This is a genomic window from Enteroscipio rubneri (assembly GCF_963929405.1).
GTDB classification, from domain to species: domain Bacteria; phylum Actinomycetota; class Coriobacteriia; order Coriobacteriales; family Eggerthellaceae; genus Enteroscipio; species Enteroscipio rubneri.
The window spans coordinates 606,509-626,488 of sequence record NZ_CAWVIN010000003.1 but is presented as its reverse complement, the minus strand read 5'-3'; the positions used below and the strand labels follow the sequence as shown (position 1 = coordinate 626,488).

19 protein-coding genes and 3 tRNA genes are annotated in these 19,980 nt (G+C 60.5%); 14 read left to right on the top strand and 8 right to left on the bottom strand.

The genetic code is table 11. The features are described 5' to 3' along the window. Positions 1-79: 79 nt before the first annotated feature. From ABGT83_RS09755 to ABGT83_RS09715, 9 genes are all read left to right on the top strand, one after another. Positions 80-307: an iron dependent repressor, metal binding and dimerization domain protein gene (locus ABGT83_RS09755; protein ID WP_346687303.1), complete on the top strand. Its 228-nt coding sequence runs from the start codon at positions 80-82 to the stop codon at positions 305-307. A gap of 218 nt (positions 308-525) precedes the next feature. After that, positions 526-735, top strand: coding sequence for a helix-turn-helix domain-containing protein (locus tag ABGT83_RS09750; protein WP_301154603.1), 210 nt, complete (start codon positions 526-528; stop codon positions 733-735). 149 nt (positions 736-884) lie between these two features. Then, the gene (locus tag ABGT83_RS09745) at positions 885-1,523 is read left to right on the top strand and encodes a TetR/AcrR family transcriptional regulator (protein ID WP_346687302.1); all 639 of its coding nucleotides are present in this window, start codon (positions 885-887) and stop codon (positions 1,521-1,523) included. Positions 1,524-1,596: 73 nt separating this feature from the next. Continuing rightward, entirely contained in the window at positions 1,597-3,390 is a 1,794-nt protein-coding gene (locus ABGT83_RS09740; RefSeq protein ID WP_346687301.1) for an ABC transporter ATP-binding protein, read from the top strand. Between the two features lie 34 nt (positions 3,391-3,424). Continuing rightward, positions 3,425-5,137: an ABC transporter ATP-binding protein gene (locus ABGT83_RS09735; protein WP_346687300.1), complete on the top strand. Its 1,713-nt coding sequence runs from the start codon at positions 3,425-3,427 to the stop codon at positions 5,135-5,137. A gap of 24 nt (positions 5,138-5,161) precedes the next feature. Continuing rightward, complete coding sequence (locus tag ABGT83_RS09730; protein ID WP_301154607.1) at positions 5,162-5,743, top strand: MptD family putative ECF transporter S component; 582 nt, start codon at positions 5,162-5,164, stop codon at positions 5,741-5,743. Next, positions 5,743-6,438 carry an energy-coupling factor transporter transmembrane component T family protein gene (locus ABGT83_RS09725; protein ID WP_346687297.1) on the top strand — a complete coding sequence of 232 codons (696 nt, stop codon included), beginning with the start codon at positions 5,743-5,745 and terminating at the stop codon, positions 6,436-6,438. The genes ABGT83_RS09730 and ABGT83_RS09725 overlap by 1 nt, the downstream gene beginning before the upstream one ends. Continuing rightward, positions 6,429-7,877, top strand: coding sequence for an ABC transporter ATP-binding protein (locus ABGT83_RS09720; RefSeq protein WP_346687296.1), 1,449 nt, complete (start codon positions 6,429-6,431; stop codon positions 7,875-7,877). Before ABGT83_RS09725 ends, ABGT83_RS09720 begins: the two co-directional genes overlap by 10 nt. Positions 7,878-8,139: 262 nt before the next feature. Continuing rightward, positions 8,140-8,565, top strand: a complete 426-nt coding sequence (locus ABGT83_RS09715; RefSeq protein ID WP_428994608.1) for a metal-dependent transcriptional regulator — start codon at positions 8,140-8,142, stop codon at positions 8,563-8,565. 365 nt (positions 8,566-8,930) lie between these two features. On the opposite strand, the gene ABGT83_RS09710 is transcribed toward ABGT83_RS09715, so the two are convergent. The 6 genes from ABGT83_RS09710 to ABGT83_RS09685 all read right to left on the bottom strand — a co-directional run bounded on the left by ABGT83_RS09710 (position 8,931) and on the right by ABGT83_RS09685 (position 14,571). After that, positions 8,931-9,007, bottom strand: a tRNA-Arg gene (locus ABGT83_RS09710). Between the two features lie 193 nt (positions 9,008-9,200). Then, entirely contained in the window at positions 9,201-9,998 is a 798-nt protein-coding gene (locus tag ABGT83_RS09705; RefSeq protein WP_346687294.1) for an ABC transporter permease subunit, read from the bottom strand. After that, the gene (locus ABGT83_RS09700; protein ID WP_346687292.1) at positions 9,991-11,196 is read right to left on the bottom strand and encodes an ABC transporter ATP-binding protein; all 1,206 of its coding nucleotides are present in this window, start codon (positions 11,194-11,196) and stop codon (positions 9,991-9,993) included. Before ABGT83_RS09700 ends, ABGT83_RS09705 begins: the two co-directional genes overlap by 8 nt. Next, a complete protein-coding gene (locus ABGT83_RS09695) occupies positions 11,193-11,831 on the bottom strand; it encodes a TetR/AcrR family transcriptional regulator (RefSeq protein WP_346687291.1) in 639 nt (212 codons plus the stop codon). The genes ABGT83_RS09700 and ABGT83_RS09695 overlap by 4 nt, the downstream gene beginning before the upstream one ends. Before the next feature lie 390 nt (positions 11,832-12,221). Beyond that, positions 12,222-12,995: an ATP-binding cassette domain-containing protein gene (locus ABGT83_RS09690; RefSeq protein ID WP_187143311.1), complete on the bottom strand. Its 774-nt coding sequence runs from the start codon at positions 12,993-12,995 to the stop codon at positions 12,222-12,224. Between the two features lies 1 nt (position 12,996). Then, positions 12,997-14,571, bottom strand: a complete 1,575-nt coding sequence (locus ABGT83_RS09685; RefSeq protein WP_239926496.1) for a glycine betaine ABC transporter substrate-binding protein — start codon at positions 14,569-14,571, stop codon at positions 12,997-12,999. A gap of 293 nt (positions 14,572-14,864) precedes the next feature. Here ABGT83_RS09685 and ABGT83_RS09680 point away from each other — a divergent pair, with 293 nt between their 5' ends. After that, on the top strand, positions 14,865-16,217 hold the full coding sequence (locus ABGT83_RS09680; RefSeq protein WP_346687289.1) for a citrate/2-methylcitrate synthase: 1,353 nt from the start codon (positions 14,865-14,867) through the stop codon (positions 16,215-16,217). Positions 16,218-16,499: 282 nt separating this feature from the next. Here the strand turns inward: ABGT83_RS09680 and ABGT83_RS09675 are convergent. Further along, positions 16,500-16,587, bottom strand: a tRNA-Ser gene (locus ABGT83_RS09675). Between the two features lie 126 nt (positions 16,588-16,713). Between ABGT83_RS09675 and ABGT83_RS09670 the strand changes: the two genes are divergently transcribed. From ABGT83_RS09670 to ABGT83_RS09655, 4 genes are all read left to right on the top strand, one after another. Further along, positions 16,714-17,379, top strand: a complete 666-nt coding sequence (locus ABGT83_RS09670; protein ID WP_428994607.1) for a nucleoside deaminase — start codon at positions 16,714-16,716, stop codon at positions 17,377-17,379. Next, entirely contained in the window at positions 17,376-18,416 is a 1,041-nt protein-coding gene (gene ispE, locus ABGT83_RS09665) for a 4-(cytidine 5'-diphospho)-2-C-methyl-D-erythritol kinase (RefSeq protein WP_346687287.1), read from the top strand. Before ABGT83_RS09670 ends, ispE begins: the two co-directional genes overlap by 4 nt. Positions 18,417-18,703: 287 nt before the next feature. Next, positions 18,704-19,258, top strand: a complete 555-nt coding sequence (locus ABGT83_RS09660; RefSeq protein WP_103265203.1) for a LemA family protein — start codon at positions 18,704-18,706, stop codon at positions 19,256-19,258. 45 nt (positions 19,259-19,303) lie between these two features. Next, positions 19,304-19,675, top strand: a complete 372-nt coding sequence (locus ABGT83_RS09655; protein ID WP_103265202.1) for a guanylate cyclase — start codon at positions 19,304-19,306, stop codon at positions 19,673-19,675. A gap of 182 nt (positions 19,676-19,857) precedes the next feature. On the opposite strand, the gene ABGT83_RS09650 is transcribed toward ABGT83_RS09655, so the two are convergent. Next, a tRNA-Ser gene (locus ABGT83_RS09650) sits at positions 19,858-19,948 on the bottom strand. Positions 19,949-19,980: the final 32 nt, after the last annotated feature.

Sequence of the window (19,980 nt, the reverse complement as noted above, 5' to 3'; positions counted from 1 at the left end):
CCGACATCGCCGAGCGCCCGGGCTTCTTCAAGCCCGGGCGCCACCAAGGCGCTCGGCGGGGCTCTCCGCCCAATCGCTCGTGGAGGTGGTCGACCGCGACGTGCGGCTCACGCAGAGGGGGCTGGGCGTCGCCCGCTCGACCCTCGACAAATACGAGTTCTTCAGGCGGCTGCTCTGCGACGCCGGCGTTCATGCGCACCTGGCTGCCAGAGAGGCGTGCCGCCTGGAGCACTGCATCTCCGCCCCTTCCTTCCGCCGCCTGGCAGACCACCTTGCGAATATGCGGGAAGAGGATCGGGACGGGTAACCGGCCGAGCGTCCATTGACCCAGGCGAAACGTGCTGAACCCTGCGGCGCATGCAACCCGCGCGACGGGCGGTATGCGCCGCTTTCGCCCGCCTGAAAGGACTCGTGCGGACGACGATACGACACCGAGCGGCGGCGATGGCAACGAGCATCGCGCCATCGCCGCCAAGTTCCGCGACGCCGAGGTGTAGCGTCTGCCGCTCCGGAAGGAGCAGACGCATGGCAGTCGAATCGGCGGGATGCCCGTATGTCAAGGTTCCCGTGCCAATACAAGACACGTACTCGGTGGCGGAGATAGCGATACTCCTACGCGTGAGCAGTAACGCGGTCTACGAATGGAGCCTCCTCGAGGACGACCCCCTGCCGCTGAGGAGGATGATGGGCAGGAAGAGAGGGCGCTTCGCGTTCAGCGACGAGCTCCTCGAGTGAAGCAAGCTGCACGCGACACGATTGTAGCCAGGGCAAAACTCTCCAAGGCATTTCTTTTGTCGGCATAAGAGTTTGCAATAACTAACTTTGGTGGTAAAATCCCCAGAACGAAAGATATCTAAGTTACTTTTGAAGGGGGGGTGGCCGTAGTGAGCAACGGAAACTACCAGGAGACGCACGAGCGCATCTTGGAGAGCGGCCTTGCGGCGTTTTTGGAAGAGGGATTCGAGAAGGCGAACCTGCGTAGGATCTGCAAGGCAGCCGGCGTGACCACCGGGGCGTTCTACAAGCACTTCAAGGACAAAGAGGCGCTCTTCTCGGAGCTGGTCGAGCCGCTGGCAAACATGATTCGCAAAGCTTACGCTCAGGGTGAGGAGCGAGGTTTCGCCGGGTACGACGAAAGAAAGCCCGTGACTCCGGAGCAGGTGCGCGCCGCGCTCGAGGCCAAAGCGGCGGGGACGCTCGCGACCACGGCGATGCTGTACTCCCATCGCGACATCTACGAGCTCCTTGTGTTCCGCTCCTACGGCACTCCTTACGAGCATTTCCTGGATTGGCTCGTCGACGAGGAGGACAGAACGACCCTTCGTGCTCTTGAGCTAATCCACGGCGCAGAGAAGGCTCGAGCCGTTATCTCGAAGGAATCTCTCCACATCGTCAATCACGCGTTCTACAGCGCTCTTTCTGAGAACATCATCCATGCGAAGAGCGTCGAGGAACTCAACGCGACAACTGAGGTTATTTCAACGTTCTTCAATGCGGGCTGGGAGAAATATCGCACGCTTTGACGGCTCTTTCTTTTTTTGCCGTCAAAGATAACTAAGTCATTATTAACCGAGACTATAACTTGAGGTGGTGCCCATGGCAGAGACAAGCGAGCAAGACCGGCAACGGGACGAAGCGGGGCGAGAGGCTATCAGGCGCCTGTCTGGTCCCGTCAAGGGACGTGTCATGCTGGCGCAGGTGTTTACGGTACTCTCGGCGCTTTTGTCCTTTGCCCCGTATTTGGCTTTGGTATGGCTGGGAGACCTATTCCTAGCGGGAGAAGGCCCGCTCGCGCAGGCCGATGCCTCCAAGGTATACGAAATTGCCCTCCTTCTCGTTATGGCGTTCCTCTCGCAGCTATTCTTTCGCGCTCTCGCGCTTATTATTACGCATTTTGCCGACATGAAGCTGCGCTACGTCATCCGCAAGGGTATCGTTGAGCGGTTGAGCCACGCGCCTCTTGCTTGGTTTAGCGCTACGGAATCCGGTAAGGTCAGAAGCGCTGTGCAGGATGACACGAAGACGGTTCACACCGTTATCGCGCACGGGCCGGTCGATCGTCTCAACGGCGTTTTGCAGCCGATGGTCCTTCTGGCTTTCATGCTCTGGGTCAATTGGCGTCTGGCGTTGATCGGCGTTGCCACAATCCCCCTCTATTTCCTGCTGCAGGCGCTCTCCATGAAGGATATGGGACCGAAAACCGCCGAGATGAACGGGCATCTTGCACAAGTGTCCTCGACGATGGTCGAGCTCGTGTCCGGCATCAAGGTGGTCAAAGCGTTCGGGAAAACAGGAGAGGCGCATCGTAATTACGCGGACGCCGCATCGGCATTCTCCCAGTCGTACTGGGACTGGTGCGCCCCGCTCATTGGGCTTTGCTCGATTGCCGGCGAGCTCATCTCCTCTCCCTTGCTTCTGCTGATCAACCTCTGCGGCGGCGCAATCGTCATGGGGGCGGGGCTGGCCAGCCTCCCCCAAGTTCTCGCGTGCTCGCTGATAGCCATCGTTTTGCCGACCGCCATCAGCGCTGTCGCCAACAGCACATGGTCGTACCAGATGGCCGGCGCCGCCGCCGTCAGGCTGTGCGAGATCCTGGACACGCCGTCGATTCCCGAGTCGGGAGCCCCAATGAAGCCCGACGGGGTCGTCGTTGAGGTGAACGACGTATCATACTCCTACGGCGATAACCAGGCCTTGCGCGGCGTCAGCCTTGTCCTTAATCCTGGTACCATGACGGCGCTCATCGGCCCGTCAGGCTCGGGAAAATCGACGCTCGCCACGCTCATCGCGCGCTTCGACGATCCGGAAAGCGGCTCCATCCGTCTCGGCGGCGTTGATTTGCGGGATATCTCCTCCCGTGACCTCTATAGCGCGGTTTCGTTCGTGCTCCAGGACCCCATGCTGATCAACGCCTCCATCGGGAGGAACATTTCTTTAGCGAAGCCGGAGGCTTCTCTGGAAGAGATTCGGGAGGCTGCCCGCACAGCGCAGATCGACGATTTCATCATGTCGTTGCCCAAGGGGTACGACAGCGTTTTAGGAACGGACTGCTCGCTTTCCGGCGGCGAGAGCCAGCGCGTGAGCATAGCGCGCGCCCTTTTGGCCGACACGCCGGTTCTCATCATGGATGAGGCCACCGCTTTTGCTGACCCGGATTCAGAGCTCGAAATCCAGAAAGCGCTAAGTGCCTTGGTCGAGGGCCGAACCGTTCTGGCTATCGCCCACCGGCTTAACGCCGTTCTAGGCGCCGATCAAATAGCCGTGTTGGAAGAAGGCAGGATCGTCGCCCTTGGAACGCATGCGGAGATTCAAGTCAACGAGCATTACCAGGCGCTTCTCAAGCAGGGAGGCCTCTGCGGCAGTGAAGAAGAGGGCGATGCAGATGAGTAATTCCAAACGCTTCTTACCGAGGCTTCGTCGTTATATGGACGAGAGCGATAGGCGCCAGCACCGTCTGGGAACTCTGCTCTACGCCCTTTCCGGCGTGATGTGCGGCATTGGTCTCGCCATCATGATGCCGGCGGCCATGGCTCTCCAGTCCGGCGGCCCCCAATGGGGTTTGACATTCTGGGGCTGGGCGGTCGCGCTTGCAGCGGTGACAGTCGTCGGCTCGACAGCCTCGTTCTTCGGCACCAAACTCAGCTATGCGGCAGGGCTGGGCTTCATGCGCAATATGCAGGTGGTCATCGGGAACAAAGTGTCGCGTTTGCCGCTCGGCTGGTTCAAGGCGGATAGCGCCGGAAGGCTTTCGCGCGTGGTCACACAGGAAATGATCTCGACCGGACAGGCCGCCGCGCTTTATGTCGGTCAACTTATCAAAAACGCTGCCGCCGCAGTCGTGTTCTGCGCTGCCGTGTGGCTTTGGAGCTGGCAAATTGGAATCATGCTGACGCTTTCCATCCCGATCCTTTTCCTTCTTCTGCGTGTTTCGCAGGCATGCGTCGGAAAAGGAAACGGGCTGGAGGATTCCGCCGAGCGAGATATCGCCGCGAGGATAGTCGAGTTCGCACGATGCCAAGGATCGCTGCGCGCCTGCCGTGCGGGCGCCGACTATGCGGAGCTTGAGGGCAGTTTCGCAGAAGGTAGAAGGCGGTCGGTCCGCGGCCTGTGGTGGAGCGCTCTCGGCGAAATCCTTTCCGGAGCGAGCGTGCAGGCGCTCGTTGTGAGCATGATTATCGCGGTGAGCTGCTTGGGTGCAAGCGGAAGCATCGGAGCACTTGAGACGGTGGTCATGATCGGCGTCGCATTAAGGTTCACCACCCTCCTCAACGAGGTCGCCTCAGCCCTATTCGGGATGGAGGACCGTCGGGCAATGCTCGACGGCATGGACGAGGTGGTCGAAGCAGCCGAGTTGCCGGTTGTGGGCGAGTCGAGGGCTTGTCCGATCGACGCAAGCGTCCGAATGGGAGGGGTTCGCTTCTCTTACATGAAGGAAAAGCCGATCCTTCGTGGAGTCGATCTCGACGTTCCGGAAGGCAGTATGGTCGCCATCGTGGGCCCATCTGGCTGCGGCAAGACGACCTTGCTCAAGCTGATCGCGCGTTTTTACGACGTCGACGACGGAGCGGTCAGGATCGGCGGTGTAGACGTCCGCGATATGACGACGGAGGATCTTTTCGCTCGGGTGTCTTTCGTTTTCCAGGACGTCTATCTCTTTAACGACACGCTGCGAAACAACGTGCTTATGGCGAACCCGGATGCTTCGGAAGAGCAGCTTCGCGCGGTCGCCGACCTTGCCGGGATGACGGAGGTCGTCGAGCGCCTTTCCGAGGGCTGGGAGACGCTGTGCGGCGAAGGAGGTCGCTCGCTTTCCGGCGGCGAGCGGCAGCGCGTTTCCATCGCTCGAGCGCTTCTCAAACAGGCTCCCATCGTGCTTCTGGACGAGGCGACGTCGGCTCTCGATGCGGAAAACGAGAAGAACGTCGTTCGTTCAATAGAGACGCTCAAACGGCGCTCCACGCTCATCGTGGTCGCGCACAAGCTCGAAACCGTGCGCATGGCGGACAAGATCGTGGTCATGGACCGCTCGGGCAAGGTTGCGGAGATGGGAACGCACGACGAGCTGATCGCCCTCGAAGGAAAATACAAAGACTTCTGGGACAAGCGCAACGCGAGCTCCCAGTGGCAATTGGCATAGCAAACCGAGCAAAAGGAGGCTCACATGAAACTGAAGGACATCGCGACAATAGCGGTACTGGGGGTAATCGGATTCGCCCTCGGGATGGGCGTCGGCATGATAACCGGCATGTTCGGCGCGCTTTCCATGTACGTCTCGGCGGGATTCGCGGCCTTCTTCGTCGGTCCCGTTTACATCATCATGGCACGCAAGGTGCAAAAAAGAGGGACGGCTTTCTGCTTCTGGTTGATCTACGGCGTGCTCTACGCGATCATGGGCTTTGCCGTCGCGACGCCCTTGTGCCTGATCGCGGGCATCGTCGCAGAGATCATCGTCGGCGACTACGGAAACAAGAAGAGGGTGTGGCTGTCGTTTTCGGCATCGATGTTCATCTATTCGATGCACATGATAGTGTTCGTGCTCGTTCTGGGATCCGATGGGCTGGCGACTTTCGTCGAGAGCATCTCGCTTGAACAGGCGCAGCAGATGGTGGCGATGTATACGGTCGACATGATGGTTATCTGCGTGCTGATTAACATTGTGACCGAGCTTCTGGCCGGGCGTTTCGGAATGTTCATTAACGACAAGTTCTTCGAAAAGGGCGCAAAGGAAAGCAGGCTGGGTTGATGGGGCAAACGGATCTGCTCGACGGCGGGCGCGAGGGGCATCTGCACCCACTGACGCTCTTCGCGCTGACGCTTCTGGCGCTCATCCAAGCGTTTCTCGCCAATCAGCTGGTATATGACCTCGTGCTGGCGCTGTCGTTTCTCGTCCTTTTGGACGTCTCGCCGGCATCCTTCTTGAGGCAGCTTGTGCTCTTTGCGGTAGCGTGCGGGGTCGTGCAGCTGATCCTGCATGTCGACATCGGCTATGTCACGAGCATCTTCCTGGGCGTGGCGGTTTTGGTGGTGAGGGTCTTCCCCGTCGTCAACGTCGGTTGCGCCCTCATGATGACGAGCTCCTCGAAGCTTCTGGCGAGCATGCGCAAGCTGCACGTTCCGAACAGAGCCGCAGTCGGCGCAGTCATAGGGTTGCGCTTCCTCGATGAGATGGGCGGCCGCGTGAAGGAGATAAAGCGCGGGATGCGGGTTCGCGGGCTGCGCCCGAGCCCGCTTCGTCCTGTGCGCGCCTTCGAGCTCTACTTCGTGCCCCTGGTGTACAAGTGCCTGCACGTGAGCGAGACGCTCGTCGCCTCCGTGGTTTCGAAAGGAATCGAAGCGGATTGTGAAAAGACGAGCTACCGAAGTCTCTCCTTCGGTCTGCTTGACGGGGCCGCCTTGGGCGCCGGAGTCGTTCTTTTGGGGGTTGCTGTATGGATGTGATTGACGTCGGCATTCGGTCTTTCTCGTACAAGGGAGAAGATTTTGCGGCATTGAAGAACGTGCGGTTTTCGGTGGAGCGCGGCGAGCTCGTCGTGCTCACTGGCAACTCCGGGTGCGGGAAGACCACTCTCATGCGTGCCATGAACGGCTTGATTCCTGATCAGTGCGAAGGCGAGCTCGATGGGAGAATCGAGCTTCTCGGGAAAAGCCTGGGAGAGTTTTCCTCCGGCGAGCTTGCCCGTGCGATCGGCAACGTGTTCCAGAACCCGACCGACCAGTTCTTCACCCGCAAGGCGGCCGACGAGGTGGCCCTCGTCGGCGAGAATCTGGGCATGCCTCGCGAGGAGCTGGTCGAAAGGGTCGAGTCGGCTTTCGAGAGCATGAAAATCGCGCATCTGGCGGGCAAGGACCTCGTAGGCCTCTCGGGAGGAGAGAAGCAGCGCGTCGCCATAGCCTCGACGCTCGTCTACGACACCCAGGTGATTTTCTTCGACGAGCCGTCCGCCAGCCTCGACCACGAAGGGATAGAGGACTTTCGCCGAATCCTCGCCGATTTGAAGACCCTCGGCAAGACCGTCGTCATCGCCGAGCACAGGCTTTACTTTCTGGCGGATCTCTACGACAGGCTCTACGTCATGGCGGGCGGCCAAATCATCGATTCGTTCGCAGCGGGTCGGCTTCGTGCCGAGGATTGCGCGCGCTATGGGCTTCGTGCACTTGATTTGCGCAGCTTGAATCCGGAAAACCACCGTCAGCTCGGGGCAGAGACTGCCTCAATGAAGGGCGTTTCGGTCTCTGCAGGCGGGCGAGCCCTGATTGGGCCCTTGACGCTCTCTTTGCGAGAGGGCGAGGTTATGGGCGTCCTTGGGGCGAACGGAGTCGGAAAGAGCACGCTCGCCCGAGCGATGTGCGGTCTTGCCGGCGGGCGGCAAGCCTTCTCGTGGGGGGTTGGACCGCGGCAGAGGCTTCGCTATTCGTACTACATGATGCAAGACGTCGATTACCAGCTGTTTTTCGATACGGTGGAAAACGAGATCCTGACCGACCAGAAAGACATCGATAACGACCGCCTTGACGAGGCAGCGCGCATCGTCAAGGCCATCGGCCTATGGGACAAAAGGACCGAGCATCCGCAGAATCTATCGGGGGGCCAGAAGCAGCGTTTGGCGCTGGCTTGCGCCTTTCTAAGCAACAAGAAGATTGTCGTTCTGGATGAGCCGACATCGGGCCTCGACTTCATGCACATGGCAAGGATTGCCGAACTCATCGAGGAGCTTGCCAAAGGCCGTCCCGTGGCTGTCATCACCCATGACCTTGAGTTTTTGTTCAAGGTCTGCACTTCGGCTCTGATGGTGGGGCGGAGCGGCTGCGAAAAGGTCGATCTGCGAGCGCACGGGTCCAGCGAAAGCGTCCTTAGGTTTATGGAGCACGTTCGCTAGTTGCTTTCACTTAACGCAGTGGGAGTCGACTCCATGGCTCTTTCCGAATGGCAGAAGGGGCGTGCCACATGGAGCAGACCCAGGTTTTTCTTCGATAAGGGGACAACATCGCTAATCGGTCGATCTCGTCATCTTTGCCGATGCAAAGTCGGCTCATGTGGCAGATTGCCCGCGATGCCATGTCGCCTGCAGGGACTTGGCGAACGAGAGGATGATTGGAATGAGGGATGACGCCGACGCAGGCTGCGGCCCACGGAATGGGGTGCTAACTGAGTCCTCCGAGGACTACCTCGAGGCCATCCTCGTGATCCGCCGCCTGCGCGGGTCGTGCCGCAACGTGGACATCGCCGAGCGGCTGGGCGTCTCGAAGGCGAGCGTCACCAAGGCGCTGTCGAGCCTGTCCGCGGCGGGGTTCGCCGAGGTGGTCGGCCGCGACGTGCGCCTGACTCCGGAGGGCGGGCGGGTCGCGGGCTCGATCCTCGAGCATCACAGGTTCTTCGAAAGTATGCTCTTGGAGGCCGGCGTGGGCGCCAAGATCGCCTCGGAGGAAGCCTGCCGCATGGAACACTGCCTTTCCGAGGACTCGTTCAAGAAGCTCTCCGCGAGCCTCGGGGATCGAGGTCCGAAAGAAGGTTCGAGTGCGGACTGGCGCGGCTCGGTCCCGGATCGCCCGCGGCCCGAGACGTGATGCAGACTGTACCATGTGTCGCGCAGCGGAGCGAAAGCGCGCTGTGGGCTTTTTGCCGAACCCCCGACCGAAAAATCGTGCCGCGTCGAAAAGGGTGCAATCAAACGTCTTCCTTTGAATCGTTGTTTAAGCGTCTTTTTCAAAGGCGGTGCCAAGCGTCTTACACCTGCCTTGAAGCCAAATCAGAACGCTCTTGAGCGCGTATACAAAATCTCCATGCGTGGAGAGAGAAAATAATTTTGCAACGAAACATGGAAAGGCGTTTGAACCGAGTTAGTGAGCCAATTTCGGCAATTTTTGGTCAAAACGTCCCCGTAAAACAAAAAATCAGAGCCTAAAAATCGGCTCTGATCTGGGATGACAAATGGTGCGCCGTGAGGGATTCGAACCCCCGACGTACTGATTCGTAGTCAGTCCCTCTATCCAGCTGAGGTAACGGCGCACATCGAAGCAGCAGAAGATATTCTGCCAGTAAACGCGGAAGCTGTCAACGACAATTTTCATGGTGCGGAGAAATTGCACGACCCGTGGTCCGGGCTTGGTTCCCAGAGTCCTGCCATGGCGGCTGCGGGAGCGATCCGGCGCGTCGGACCCTTTGTCTTTCTGGTTGCGGTCAGCGCATCGGTCGCGCCTGATCAAATGCTTAGGTTGCGGCGGTTGAAGACGGCTACGGCAACCGTGAATAGGGCGACGCCTATGACCGCGAGCGCAGCCGCCCCTAGGGCGGCCTCGCCTTCGCCTGCAGCCAGGCCGTAGTAGTCGAACAGCATGAGCGGGTTCACGTTTTCCAAGAACTCCAGCTTGTCGCCCGCTTGCGACAGCATCTGCATGAGGAAGAATAGGATGCCGGCGCCTCCGCCCACCCACAACGCCGCGCTCGCGCTTGCAAACAGACAGGCTGAAAGGAAGCACATTCCCGCCAGGAACACCCAGAGCGCGAGCATCCCTGCGTTCGCGCGCAGAAGCCCCTGCGTGTCTAGATCGCCCGGGAACATGAGCTCGGCGCAGCCCACCTCGGCAAGCGTGACCAGCATGGCCAGCAGCGCAAGGAGCGCCACCATCGCGCCGGCGAGCGTGGTCGCGATGCGCGTGCGGCTGTTAGGCGTGGCCAGCAGGTACGACATGGTGCCGCGATCGAGATAACGCACCATGAGCTTGTTCGCCATGATCACGATCAATACGAACGAGAACATGGTCAACAAGAAGCCGTACAGGTAGTTCAGCATGAAGTCGGTGAGCGTGGTCGCTTGGGTGGCCATGCCGAACGCCGCGAACAGTTCGGGCATGCTGGCCATCATCATGTCCAAACTCTTTCCGAGTTCAGGGTCGAACATGCTTACGACCACGGCGATATACATGACGAGCACCGCATATACGATTCCGAAAACGAACAGGTTCGAGCGTAGCTCTTTGGCGAACAGGGTCCTATTCATGGGAGCCTCCCTTCTCCGACGCATCTGCTCCGTACAGATGCATGAACAGCTCCTCCAGCGACTGCTCACGCGCGGCTAGGTCGGCAACGGGGTAGGCGGCCAGGTCCTTCACGAACGCATCCGTCGATCCCGTTGCCGAATGCGTTATTCCCGTCATCGGTTCCGTTGTCGAACGTGCTGCTTCCGACATCGATGCTGACATCGATGCTGATATCGATCCCGCCGAATGCGCCGCAGCTCCTCGAACGGGCGCCTTCGATCCCGCCACGGTCACTTCAACCACGCGCTCGCTTTTGCCCACAGCCTCGGGGTGTGCCGTACGGTAGCGCTCGCATGCGACGGCATCGGCGAACGTCACCGAGAACACGCGCTTGCGTGAACGGCGCACATCGTCCATATTCTCAACGGCGGCCAACCGGCCCGCGCGGATGAACGCCACGCGGTCGCATGTGCGCTCCACCTCCTCGAACAGGTGCGACGAGAGCATGATGGTGGCCCCGCGACGCTTCTCGGCCATGACGAGGTCGATAAAGCGGCTCTGCATGAGAGGGTCGAGGCCGCTCGTAGGCTCATCGAGCAGCAGGATATCGGGCCGTCCCATGAACGCGCATACGAGGCCCACTTTCTGCTTGGTGCCTTTCGACATCTTGCGTATGCGCCGACCGGCATCAAGCTCGAAGTAGTCAACCAGCTCTCGCATGCGGTTTCGGTCCTGCAGGCGTTTCATGCGCGCCATGAACTCGAGGAAGGCGGTGCCCGTCATCTCGTCCATGCAGGCGATCTCGCCCGGCAGATAGCCCAGCGATTGCTGGATACGCGCCCGTTCGATGAAGCAGTCCCGCCCCCCGATACGCGCCGTACCCGCGTCGGGCCTGATGAAGCCCATGAGATTGCGCATGGTCACCGTCTTGCCGGCACCGTTTGATCCGAGGAATCCGAACACCTCGCCCGGTTGCACGGCGAACGAAACATCGAATACGCCGCGACCCTTGCCGTAATCCTTCACAAGGCCGCACACCTCGATAGCTGCCGTGCCGCTGGTGACTTCGCGGCTGCGCTCTTCAGCGGCGACTCCGCTCCCTTCGAATACCTCACCTACGAGAGAAGCTTGGTTCTCGCCGCATGCCTTGTCTTCGGTAAGCGCATCGCCTTCGACGGAACCACCCTGCGCTTTCTGCGGCGCTTCGCGTAACGTCATAGGTACTCCTCCTTGTACGAGTAGGCCTTTAGCATGGCGCACCAGCGGTACATCTCGTCCAGCATCGCGTCCATGTCGAGGCGCTGATGCAGGGCGCGCTGCTGGTGCAGGTAGCCGTCAGCCAGCCAAATTAGCAGGTCGAGCACGTACTTCGGGTCGATGTCGTCGCGGAACCGGTCAAACCGCACGCATCTGAAGTACGTGGAGAACATCAGGTCGATTTGCCGCTGCGTCCAGCTGTCCATCGTGTCTTTGATGTCTTTATGCTCCGGGTAAAAGGCCCGGACGGAGAATTCCAACAGATAGGGGAAACGCGAAAGCACCTTGCGCTTGGTTTCCGCCGCGTAGATGAGCAGCTCGAAGAAGTCGTCGATCTCGTAGAACCCGTCGTCCACCACCAGATCGGACACCTTCTCCATGAGGTGCTCCATGAGGTAGAGGTACAGCTCCTTCTTGTTCTTGAAGTAGAAGAACAGGAGGCCTTTCGATATGCCAGCTTTGCGGGCAATCTCCTCGGTTGATGCGCTTTTGTAGTCGAAGCGTCCGAACATCTCAACGGCGGCTTCGACGATTGCGTCCTGCCGCTCTTCGGGAAGGCTCTCGAACTTCTCGAACTCCTCCTTCCGGTTGCCCATTGTCGCCTCCTTTCGTCGTCGACCGGCTGTTCGCGCGCCGCCGTGTTGACCGGCCGGTCAATCGTTCTCGGATTTCATCCTATACGGTTGACTATTTTTATGAAGGGGTCGAGGACGGGATTTTCACACGCCCTCCCCGTCGGGACGATTGTTTGGGAAAGGGGCACGTTCGGGCTCTGTGCGAATACGTGTCGCGGAATCATTCGCTGGGCGGTGTGCAGAAGGTTACCCAAGCTACTTCACGTTCGTTTCGGAAGGCTGTCTTCAGTAAAGCATCCGGCCGATTCGGTGGGTCTGGCGCCCCGGACGGGGGGGGCACATACTTCCGATACTTGTCAGTAAAGACGTTCGCATGCGAAGGGGCGATTGCTGAAGTCGCGCCAGAGGCTTCTATCGTGCATAGACGCTGCGCTTGCGGGCGACGAGTCGCTCGACGAACCCGCTCGCGGGATTCGCAAGCACATCGTGCGGCGATGCGTACTGCACGACGCGTCCAGCTTCCATGACCATCACTTTTTCACCCAGGTCAAGTGCTTCGTCGATATCGTGCGTGACGAACAGGGTGGTGACGCCGGTCTGGTTGTGGATGCGCTTGATTTCGTCCTGCAAGCTTGCGCGTGTGATAGCATCCACGGCGCTGAAAGGCTCGTCCGCCAGCAGGATGTCGGGGCTGGCTGCCAGCGCGCGGGCGATTCCGACGCGCTGGGCCTGGCCGCCGGAAAGCTCGGCGGGATAGCGGTCGCGCAGGTTGGAGGGCAGCCCTAGAAGCCCTATCCATTTGTCTACCGCGGATTCGGTGCGTCGCTGGTCGCGCCGGTTCAGCAGGCTCGGCACGTACGCGATGTTCTGCTCCACGGTGAGGTGGGGGAACAGCACGCTGCCCTGAATAACATAGCCTATGGTGCGCCTCAGCTCGATAGGGTCGGCTTCGGTGGTGGCGCTGCCATGCACAAGCACCTGCCCCTCGTCGGGCATGACGAGAGCGTTGGCTAGCTTGAGCAGCGTCGTCTTGCCGCAGCCCGAGCTGCCGATGATGGTGACGAACGATCCGCTGTCGACGCTCAGACTCACGTCGTTCAGGGCGACGGCATCGCCGAATCGCTTCACCACATGGTCGAATTCGATGGCGGGCATGTTCCTCTCCTGCGCACTCGGGCTTCCCATGCTATACCAGTCCCCTTTCGGACAGAAACGCGTCGGCCACGTCCTTCGGCTCCCTGCCCTCCATTTCGACCGCGCCATTCATGCGTGCCATATCGGCGTCGCTTATAGCGCCGTCCAGCTTCAACAGCACGTCCTGCAGCTCGGGGTGCGCTTCCAGCGTGTCCCTGCGCACAATGTCATAGCACCGGTACGACGGGTAGAAATGCCGGTCATCCTCCAATACCACGAGGCGCTCGTCGGTTACCTGTCCATCGGTGGTGGACATGGTGATAGCGTCCACCTGGCCGTCGAACAGCGCCTGAAATTTCAGGCTTATGTCCATGTCGGCGGTGGTTCCGAAGTCCATGCCATAGGTGGCTTGCAGGCCGGGGTAGCCGTCCTCCCGATCGTAGAAATCGGGCTGTGCGCCGAACGTGAGCTCGGGAGCGACTGCTGCAAGGTCCGAGTACGTGTGCAGCCCGTAGCGCTCGGCTACGTCTTTGCGAACGGCGATGCCGAAGGTGTTGTTGAACCCGTATTCGCATATCCATTCGAAGCCGAATCGATCCTCATAGGCCTGGCGCAGTTCGTCGAACATCGACTCGTCATAGAATTCCTCGCGTTTGAGCACCGTCGTCCAGGCTGTGCCGGTATATTCCGGGTATAAGTCGAAATCACCGCGCTCCATGCCGGTATGGATGTTGTATGTTCCGCCGCCGATACCCTGGGTAATCTGCACGGAGAGATCGGTGTCATGCTCGATCAGCGTTTTGAGCATCTCGCTGAGAATGTATTGCTCGGTCATGGGCTTCGTGGCTATATCGATGGTGCCGCCGCCGTTGTCTTCCGCGAACTTCGCGTAGGCGAAGGTGCCGCCCGCGATCAGCACGACCGACGCAGCAACGGCTGCGACCGCCCGTCCGCCGCGCCTCAGTTTCTTGGCGCGGACAGTTGAAGGCGAGGGCTCCAAGTGGCGACGTGCGCGCTTCTCGGCAAGGCCCAGCAACAGATCGACGACGATGGCGAGTGCGGCAATCAGCACGCTGCCGGCCAGCGTCATAGCCAGATTGTTCGTGGTAATGCCGCGATAGATGGCCACGCCTAAGCCGCCCGCGCCGATGAAGGACGCGATGCCGGCCAGCGCAATGGTCATGGTCGCCATATTGCGGATGCCGCTCATGATGACGGGCGCTGCCAACGGCAGTTCGATGCGATAGAGCGTCTGCCGGTCGGTGGAGCCCATGCCGCGCGCTGCCTCGATGATGGCCGGGTCGATGGCGGTAAGGCCCGTGTAGGTGTTGCGCACCATGGGCAGCAGCGCGTAGATGGTGAGCGCCGTCACGGCGTTGAGGTCGCCGATGCCGGTAAGGGGGATCAGAAAGCCGAACAAAGCGATGGAGGGGATGGTGTAGATGAAGTTCACAAGCGCAAGCACCGGTTTCGCGCCGCGCCGCCACTGAGCGATAGCAATGCCGAGCGCCAGCCCGATGATCGCAGCGAGAGCGATGGAGACGAGCGAAATGGCGATATGCTGGAGCAACAGGTCGATGAACCAGTCGCGTTTTTCGATGAGTAGGGAAAACATTGATTCTATCACGGCGTGGCCCTCGCTTTCGGACTGTCGTGGAGGTCAGTCTATACGGCCCGCCTGCACCACGCTTTTTCAGGGAAAGGCGGTTGCCGAACCGTGAGCGTCCCGTCGCGTTCGCCGACTAGTTCCCTCCCTGGGATTGCGCCGCCCGCCTGCTCGCTCTATCATGCTAAAGAAGCATCGCTGTATCTCCCATCCACCAGAGCAACGGGAGGCCGTACGCCCCGCGGACGGCCGGATATGCGCATTGCCGGAACAAGGAGAAGGGGCCGCGTTCGGCGCGGCAGGAAGGATGTGCTATGAGCGACGAGAAAGAGAGGAAGATCGCCCTCTACGAGAACTTCAAAGCGATCAATGCCATCGACGCGGCCTACTACGACCAGTACGATGTAAAGCGCGGCCTGCGCAACGCTGACGGCACGGGGGTCGTCGCCGGACTCACGAATATTGCGAACGTCCATGGCTACGTGGTGTCTGACAACGAGAAGATCGCCGACGAGGGAAGCCTTCGCTATCGCGGATACGATGTGTACGACCTGTTGGGAACCGATGCTGCCGAGCGCCGCTTCAACTTCGAAGAGGTGGCATATCTGCTGCTTATGGGCGAACTGCCCACGAAGGACCAACTCGACCGGTTCGTCTCGGTGCTCGACGCCGAGCGCGAGCTGCCCAACGGGTTCACTGCCTCCATGATTATGCGCGACACGCCGCCCGACATCATGAACGTGCTCGCGCGCTCCATTCTGCTGCTGTACGCGTACGATCAGGACGCGGAGGATCGCTCGCCGCATCACGAGATTCATACCGCCATCTCGCTCATCTCCCGTCTTCCGCGCATCATGGTGCTGACGTACTACGCCAAGCGCGCCCGTTACAACAACGAATCCATGATCATGCATCGTTTCATTCCCGGCCAGTCCACGGCTGAGACCATCTTGTCGATGCTGCGGCCCGACCGCTCGTTCACTCAGGAGGAGGCGCGCATGCTGGACATCATGCTGTGTCTGCATGCCGAACACGGCGGTGGCAACAACTCCACGTTTACGACGCGGGTGCTCACTTCGGCCGACACCGATCCGTACTCTACCTATGCAGCTGCCATGGGCTCGCTCAAGGGCTCGAAGCACGGCGGCGCGAACCACAAGGTGCTCGCCATGCAGCAGGAGATCAAGGAGAACGTGTCCGACTGGAGCAACGACGATGAGGTTGCTGCCTACCTTGCGAGAATCGTGAACAAGCAGGCCTACGACAAGACGGGCCTTGTCTACGGCATGGGCCACGCCGTGTACACGAAGTCCGATCCGCGCGCCGTGGTGTGCAAGCGCTTTGCTGAGGAGCTGGCAACGGGTACGGAATACGAGGCCGAGTTCAACCTGCTTCGCAGTATCGAGCGCCTCGCGCCCGAGGTTATCCTGCGCGAGAAGGGCACGAGCAAGGATATGTGCGCCAACATCGATATGTACTCCGGCTTCGTGTATTCGATGATGGGGATTCCCGAGGATCTGTTCACGCCGCTGTTCGCCTGTGCGCGCATGCCTGGTTGGGCTGCGCATCGTTTCGAGGAGATCGTCTCTGGCAAGCGCATCATCCGCCCGGCGTACAAATCCACGCGCGGCGGCAAGCGCCCCTACGTTCCGATGAACGAGCGGTAGTTCTTGCTCGGTATCCGAAACCGAGTCGAGCCCCTCGCACCGAGGGGCTCGACTATGCACGTCCGCGTTGCGGGTTCAGCGAGTCGACTGCTCGTGGAACGACTGCACGGTGGTCGATGATGGCGAAAGACGATAGCAGGCTTTTCTGCGGAGCATTTTCCGCACAGTCCTGTCTGCTGGTCTTCTTCGGCAGATCCTTTTCGCACATCGACTGAGCCCTGACCTGCGATCTGGAATACCGCCAAGACATAAAAAGCTTGCATCGGATTGAGGGAATCTATGTGGCGGAGGCGGTAGGATTCGAACCCACGATGCCTTTCGGCATAACAGTTTTCAAGACTGCCGCCTTCAACCACTCGGCCACGCCTCCGCATTGCTATGAAACGAACGACGCGGCCCCCAAGACCCCGATGTTTCACGTGAAACATTCGTTCGCCACATGCTTTTTCGAAACAGGTTTCGAAATGCAAGCACAGGATACCATATAATAATTGGCATGAACGATGAAGACAACAGCGCCGACGTTCTCGGCGCCGAGCCGAAGGCCGGCGCGTCTCGGGCGCGCGATCTCGCGGAAGCAACCGGCGGCACGGTTCCTTCCGGTGCTGGTTCGGCTGATGCTCTGCCGGCGAGCGACTCGCGGCAGCGAAAGTCGCGGCCTTCTGACGAGGATTACATGCGCATGGCGATTGAGGAGGCGCATCGGGCTGCCGCCCTTGATGAAGTGCCCATCGGCGCAGTCGTCGTGTATAAGCCGACCGACCCCGCAACGCGCCGTCCATTAGCCGAGCCTCAGGTGATCGCGCGGGCGTGCAACCTGCGCGAGACGACGCAGGACCCTGCCGGCCATGCGGAATTTCTCGCTCTCAAGCAAGCCGCCGAACGTCGAGGCGTGTGGCGGCTCGCCGGCTGCACAGTCTATGTGACGCTCGAACCGTGCGTGATGTGCGCGGGCCTTATGCACCAGGCGCGCGTAGATCGCTGCGTGTACGGTGCGGCCGATCCAAAGGCAGGGGCTCTTGGGACGTTATACGCGGTCAACGAGGACAAGCGCCTCAATCATACCTTCGAAGCCGTGCCGGGCGTCCTTGCCGACGAGTGCGCTGAGCTTCTGCGCTCGTTTTTCGCGGCCAAGAGAAAGAAACGAACGGAGCAGGCATGATGCAATCGGACGAACGAGAACGAAGAGTGCCGCGTGCCGAGCAGCCCGTGGACCTGATCGCCGCGGCACGCGCGGCGCAGCTGTCCGCCGCCCCGTTCAAAGAACCTGGCGCAATTAAGCTTATCGCGCCGGCGAAGGTGAATCTGTTTCTCGATATCGGGGAGCGGCGTGCCGACGGGTACCACGAGGCCGTGAGCATCATGCATGCGCTCACGCTTCGGGATGTGCTGCACATGAGCGTCGCCCCGCAGCGTGCCGGAGGATTGGACATCGACCTTGCCTGCGTTGCGCGCGGCGGGCTGCCGCCTCTCGATGTGCCGACGGAGCGCAATATTGTGAGCAAGGCGGTGCGTGCCCTTGCCCGGCGCATTGGCCGGAACGAAGCCGAGGTGGTGACGGTGCGCCTGGAGAAACACATCCCCTCTGAAGCGGGTTTGGGCGGCGGATCGTCCGATGCCGCTGCGGCGCTCGTAGGCGCGGCATATATGTGGGGCCTTGCCTCCGATGATCCGCGCATTGAGGAGGTCGCACGCGAGCTTGGGGCCGATGTGGCGTTTTTCCTGCATGGGGGATGCGCGTGCTTCGACGGCGTGGGCGATGCGTTCATGCATGAGCTTGAGCCGATGGGCGCGTATGCCGTGGTGGTCAAGCCCGAAGTTGGCGTGTCGACGGCCGAGGCGTACCGGGCGTTCGACGTTCGTCCCGAGCGCATTGCGGGTGTCGATCGGGAACGGGCCCTCGCCGCGCGCCGGGCGTGCGACGTGCCGCTCCGCAACAATCTGGCGAGTGCATCCGAATCTCTCGTACCGTTGCTCGCCGAGGTTCGCGCGTGGATGGAAGCGCAGGACGGCGTTGATTGCGCGCTCATGTCAGGCAGCGGATCGGCCGTGTTTGCACCTTGCCGGTCGTTTCAGGATGCAAGCCTGGTTGCCGCCGAAGCCCATGCGCGCGGGTGGTGGGCGCGCGCGACGATGTTCGGGCCTGTGCGCGCGGGGATCGTCCCTTCGGGCGCCGGGCGTTCCGCAACCGCTCGGTAAGCGTGGTGCGGCCGTGCGCCGCGCGTGCCAGCATAGGCGGCGCCGCAGTGTCCCCGCCTACCAACGCGTTCGCGGTTCTCGGCGCGTCGGCGTCTCCCAGCCGACGCGTACGAGGGAGCATTCGCGTCGATGCGAGCCGTGGAAGGCCAGGCCCTCGAAGTGGAACTGGGCACGGGCGCACAGGGTTCTCTTGCCGGCTGCGAGGGTTTTGTCGGTCGCATGACGGAGCGCCTTAACGCAAGACGAGCGATGGTAGAATATACTGCACGTAACGGCAAAGGAGAACCATGGATATCCTCGTAATCGTCATCCTCGTCATCGTCGTCGTGTTGATCGTCGCCATCATCGCGCTGTACAACAACCTCGTGAAGCTGCGCAACATGGTGGACAATGCTTGGGCGCAGATCGACGTCCAACTGCAGCGGCGCCTCGATCTCATCCCGAATCTGGTGGAGACTGTCAAGGGCTACGCCACGCACGAGCGCGGCACGCTCGACGAAGTTACGCAGGCGCGTTCGGCCGTGATGAGCGCGCGTACGCCGGAAGGTAAAATGGAGGCCGACGGCATTTTGACAGGCGCGCTCAAGAGTCTGTTCGCCGTGGCCGAAGCCTACCCCGACCTCAAGGCGAATGTGAACTTCCAGCAGCTTCAGGCCGAGCTTTCCAACACCGAAGACAAGATCAGCTATATGAGGCAGAGCTACAACGACACCGTCATGAAGTACAACACTGCCATTCAGACATTCCCTGCCGTGCTGATTGCGGGAATGATGGGCTTCTCGCAGCGGGAGAGCTTCGATGCCGCAGCCGGTTCCGATGCGGCTCCCCGAGTGCAGTTTTAGCATGGAGCCGTCGAACGCTGCGCGCGCAGAAAGGAGAGCCGTCCGATGATCGCACGTCTATCGCGCATCGTCCCGATGCTCATTCTGCTTGCCGTGCTGGCGGGCATCGTGTATCTGGTGATGGCGTATCGGCATTCTCCGAACAGGGCTAAGGAAATTCTCATCAAGATGTTCACCGTCATCACCGGTGGATTGTCGGCATTTTTTCTGCTGGTCAGCGTCTATGCGTGGTTCGAGCATAACGAAGCGGTGTTCGACCTTGCGCTCAGCTTCCTTGTTACGGCGCTTATCGGCCTCGGCGTTACCTTTATATGCCGTGCCGTATTCTTGCGGCATCATCCGAGCTATCGCAAGAAGCCGATGCGAACCGAGCGCCTGAGCGATCGTCGGAAGGGCCGCGGCGGGCGCGACGGCTAACACGCCGGATGCTGGGAAGCCGTTGGAAGGTTTCCGTCGGAACGCGGCCGCGCGCACCCAGCGCGGGCGTACCGGGCCTCGGCTGCGATGGCCCGCGTTGCCGGGTTCTGACAGCGTGGGAGGTGGTTCCGAACGGTAAAAACCCTCGTGCGCGCTGGGCGGACGAGGGTTGTACGTTTCAGTGGCGGAGAGCTGGGGATTCGAACCCCAGATACGCTTGTGGCGTATACTCGCTTAGCAGGCGAGCACCTTCGGCCTCTCGGTCAGCTCTCCTCAGTATAGTAGGTGCGATTTGCTATGATACC

What these genes read in the sequence shown, in the direction of transcription:
- ABGT83_RS09750 (WP_301154603.1), top strand. Translation starts at nt 526, where the DNA reads ATGGCAGTCGAATCGGCGGGATGCCCGTATGTCAAGGTTCCCGTGCCA.
- ABGT83_RS09740 (WP_346687301.1), top strand. Translation starts at nt 1,597, where the DNA reads ATGGCAGAGACAAGCGAGCAAGACCGGCAACGGGACGAAGCGGGGCGA.
- ABGT83_RS09735 (WP_346687300.1), top strand. Translation starts at nt 3,425, where the DNA reads ATGGACGAGAGCGATAGGCGCCAGCACCGTCTGGGAACTCTGCTCTAC.
- ABGT83_RS09730 (WP_301154607.1), top strand. Translation starts at nt 5,162, where the DNA reads ATGAAACTGAAGGACATCGCGACAATAGCGGTACTGGGGGTAATCGGA.
- ABGT83_RS09725 (WP_346687297.1), top strand. Translation starts at nt 5,743, where the DNA reads ATGGGGCAAACGGATCTGCTCGACGGCGGGCGCGAGGGGCATCTGCAC.
- ABGT83_RS09720 (WP_346687296.1), top strand. Translation starts at nt 6,429, where the DNA reads ATGGATGTGATTGACGTCGGCATTCGGTCTTTCTCGTACAAGGGAGAA.
- ABGT83_RS09705 (WP_346687294.1), bottom strand. Translation starts at nt 9,998, where the DNA reads ATGAATAGGACCCTGTTCGCCAAAGAGCTACGCTCGAACCTGTTCGTT.
- ABGT83_RS09700 (WP_346687292.1), bottom strand. Translation starts at nt 11,196, where the DNA reads ATGACGTTACGCGAAGCGCCGCAGAAAGCGCAGGGTGGTTCCGTCGAA.
- ABGT83_RS09695 (WP_346687291.1), bottom strand. Translation starts at nt 11,831, where the DNA reads ATGGGCAACCGGAAGGAGGAGTTCGAGAAGTTCGAGAGCCTTCCCGAA.
- ABGT83_RS09690 (WP_187143311.1), bottom strand. Translation starts at nt 12,995, where the DNA reads ATGGGAAGCCCGAGTGCGCAGGAGAGGAACATGCCCGCCATCGAATTC.
- ABGT83_RS09680 (WP_346687289.1), top strand. Translation starts at nt 14,865, where the DNA reads ATGAGCGACGAGAAAGAGAGGAAGATCGCCCTCTACGAGAACTTCAAA.
- ABGT83_RS09670 (WP_428994607.1), top strand. Translation starts at nt 16,714, where the DNA reads ATGAACGATGAAGACAACAGCGCCGACGTTCTCGGCGCCGAGCCGAAG.
- ispE (WP_346687287.1), top strand. Translation starts at nt 17,376, where the DNA reads ATGATGCAATCGGACGAACGAGAACGAAGAGTGCCGCGTGCCGAGCAG.
- ABGT83_RS09660 (WP_103265203.1), top strand. Translation starts at nt 18,704, where the DNA reads ATGGATATCCTCGTAATCGTCATCCTCGTCATCGTCGTCGTGTTGATC.
- ABGT83_RS09655 (WP_103265202.1), top strand. Translation starts at nt 19,304, where the DNA reads ATGATCGCACGTCTATCGCGCATCGTCCCGATGCTCATTCTGCTTGCC.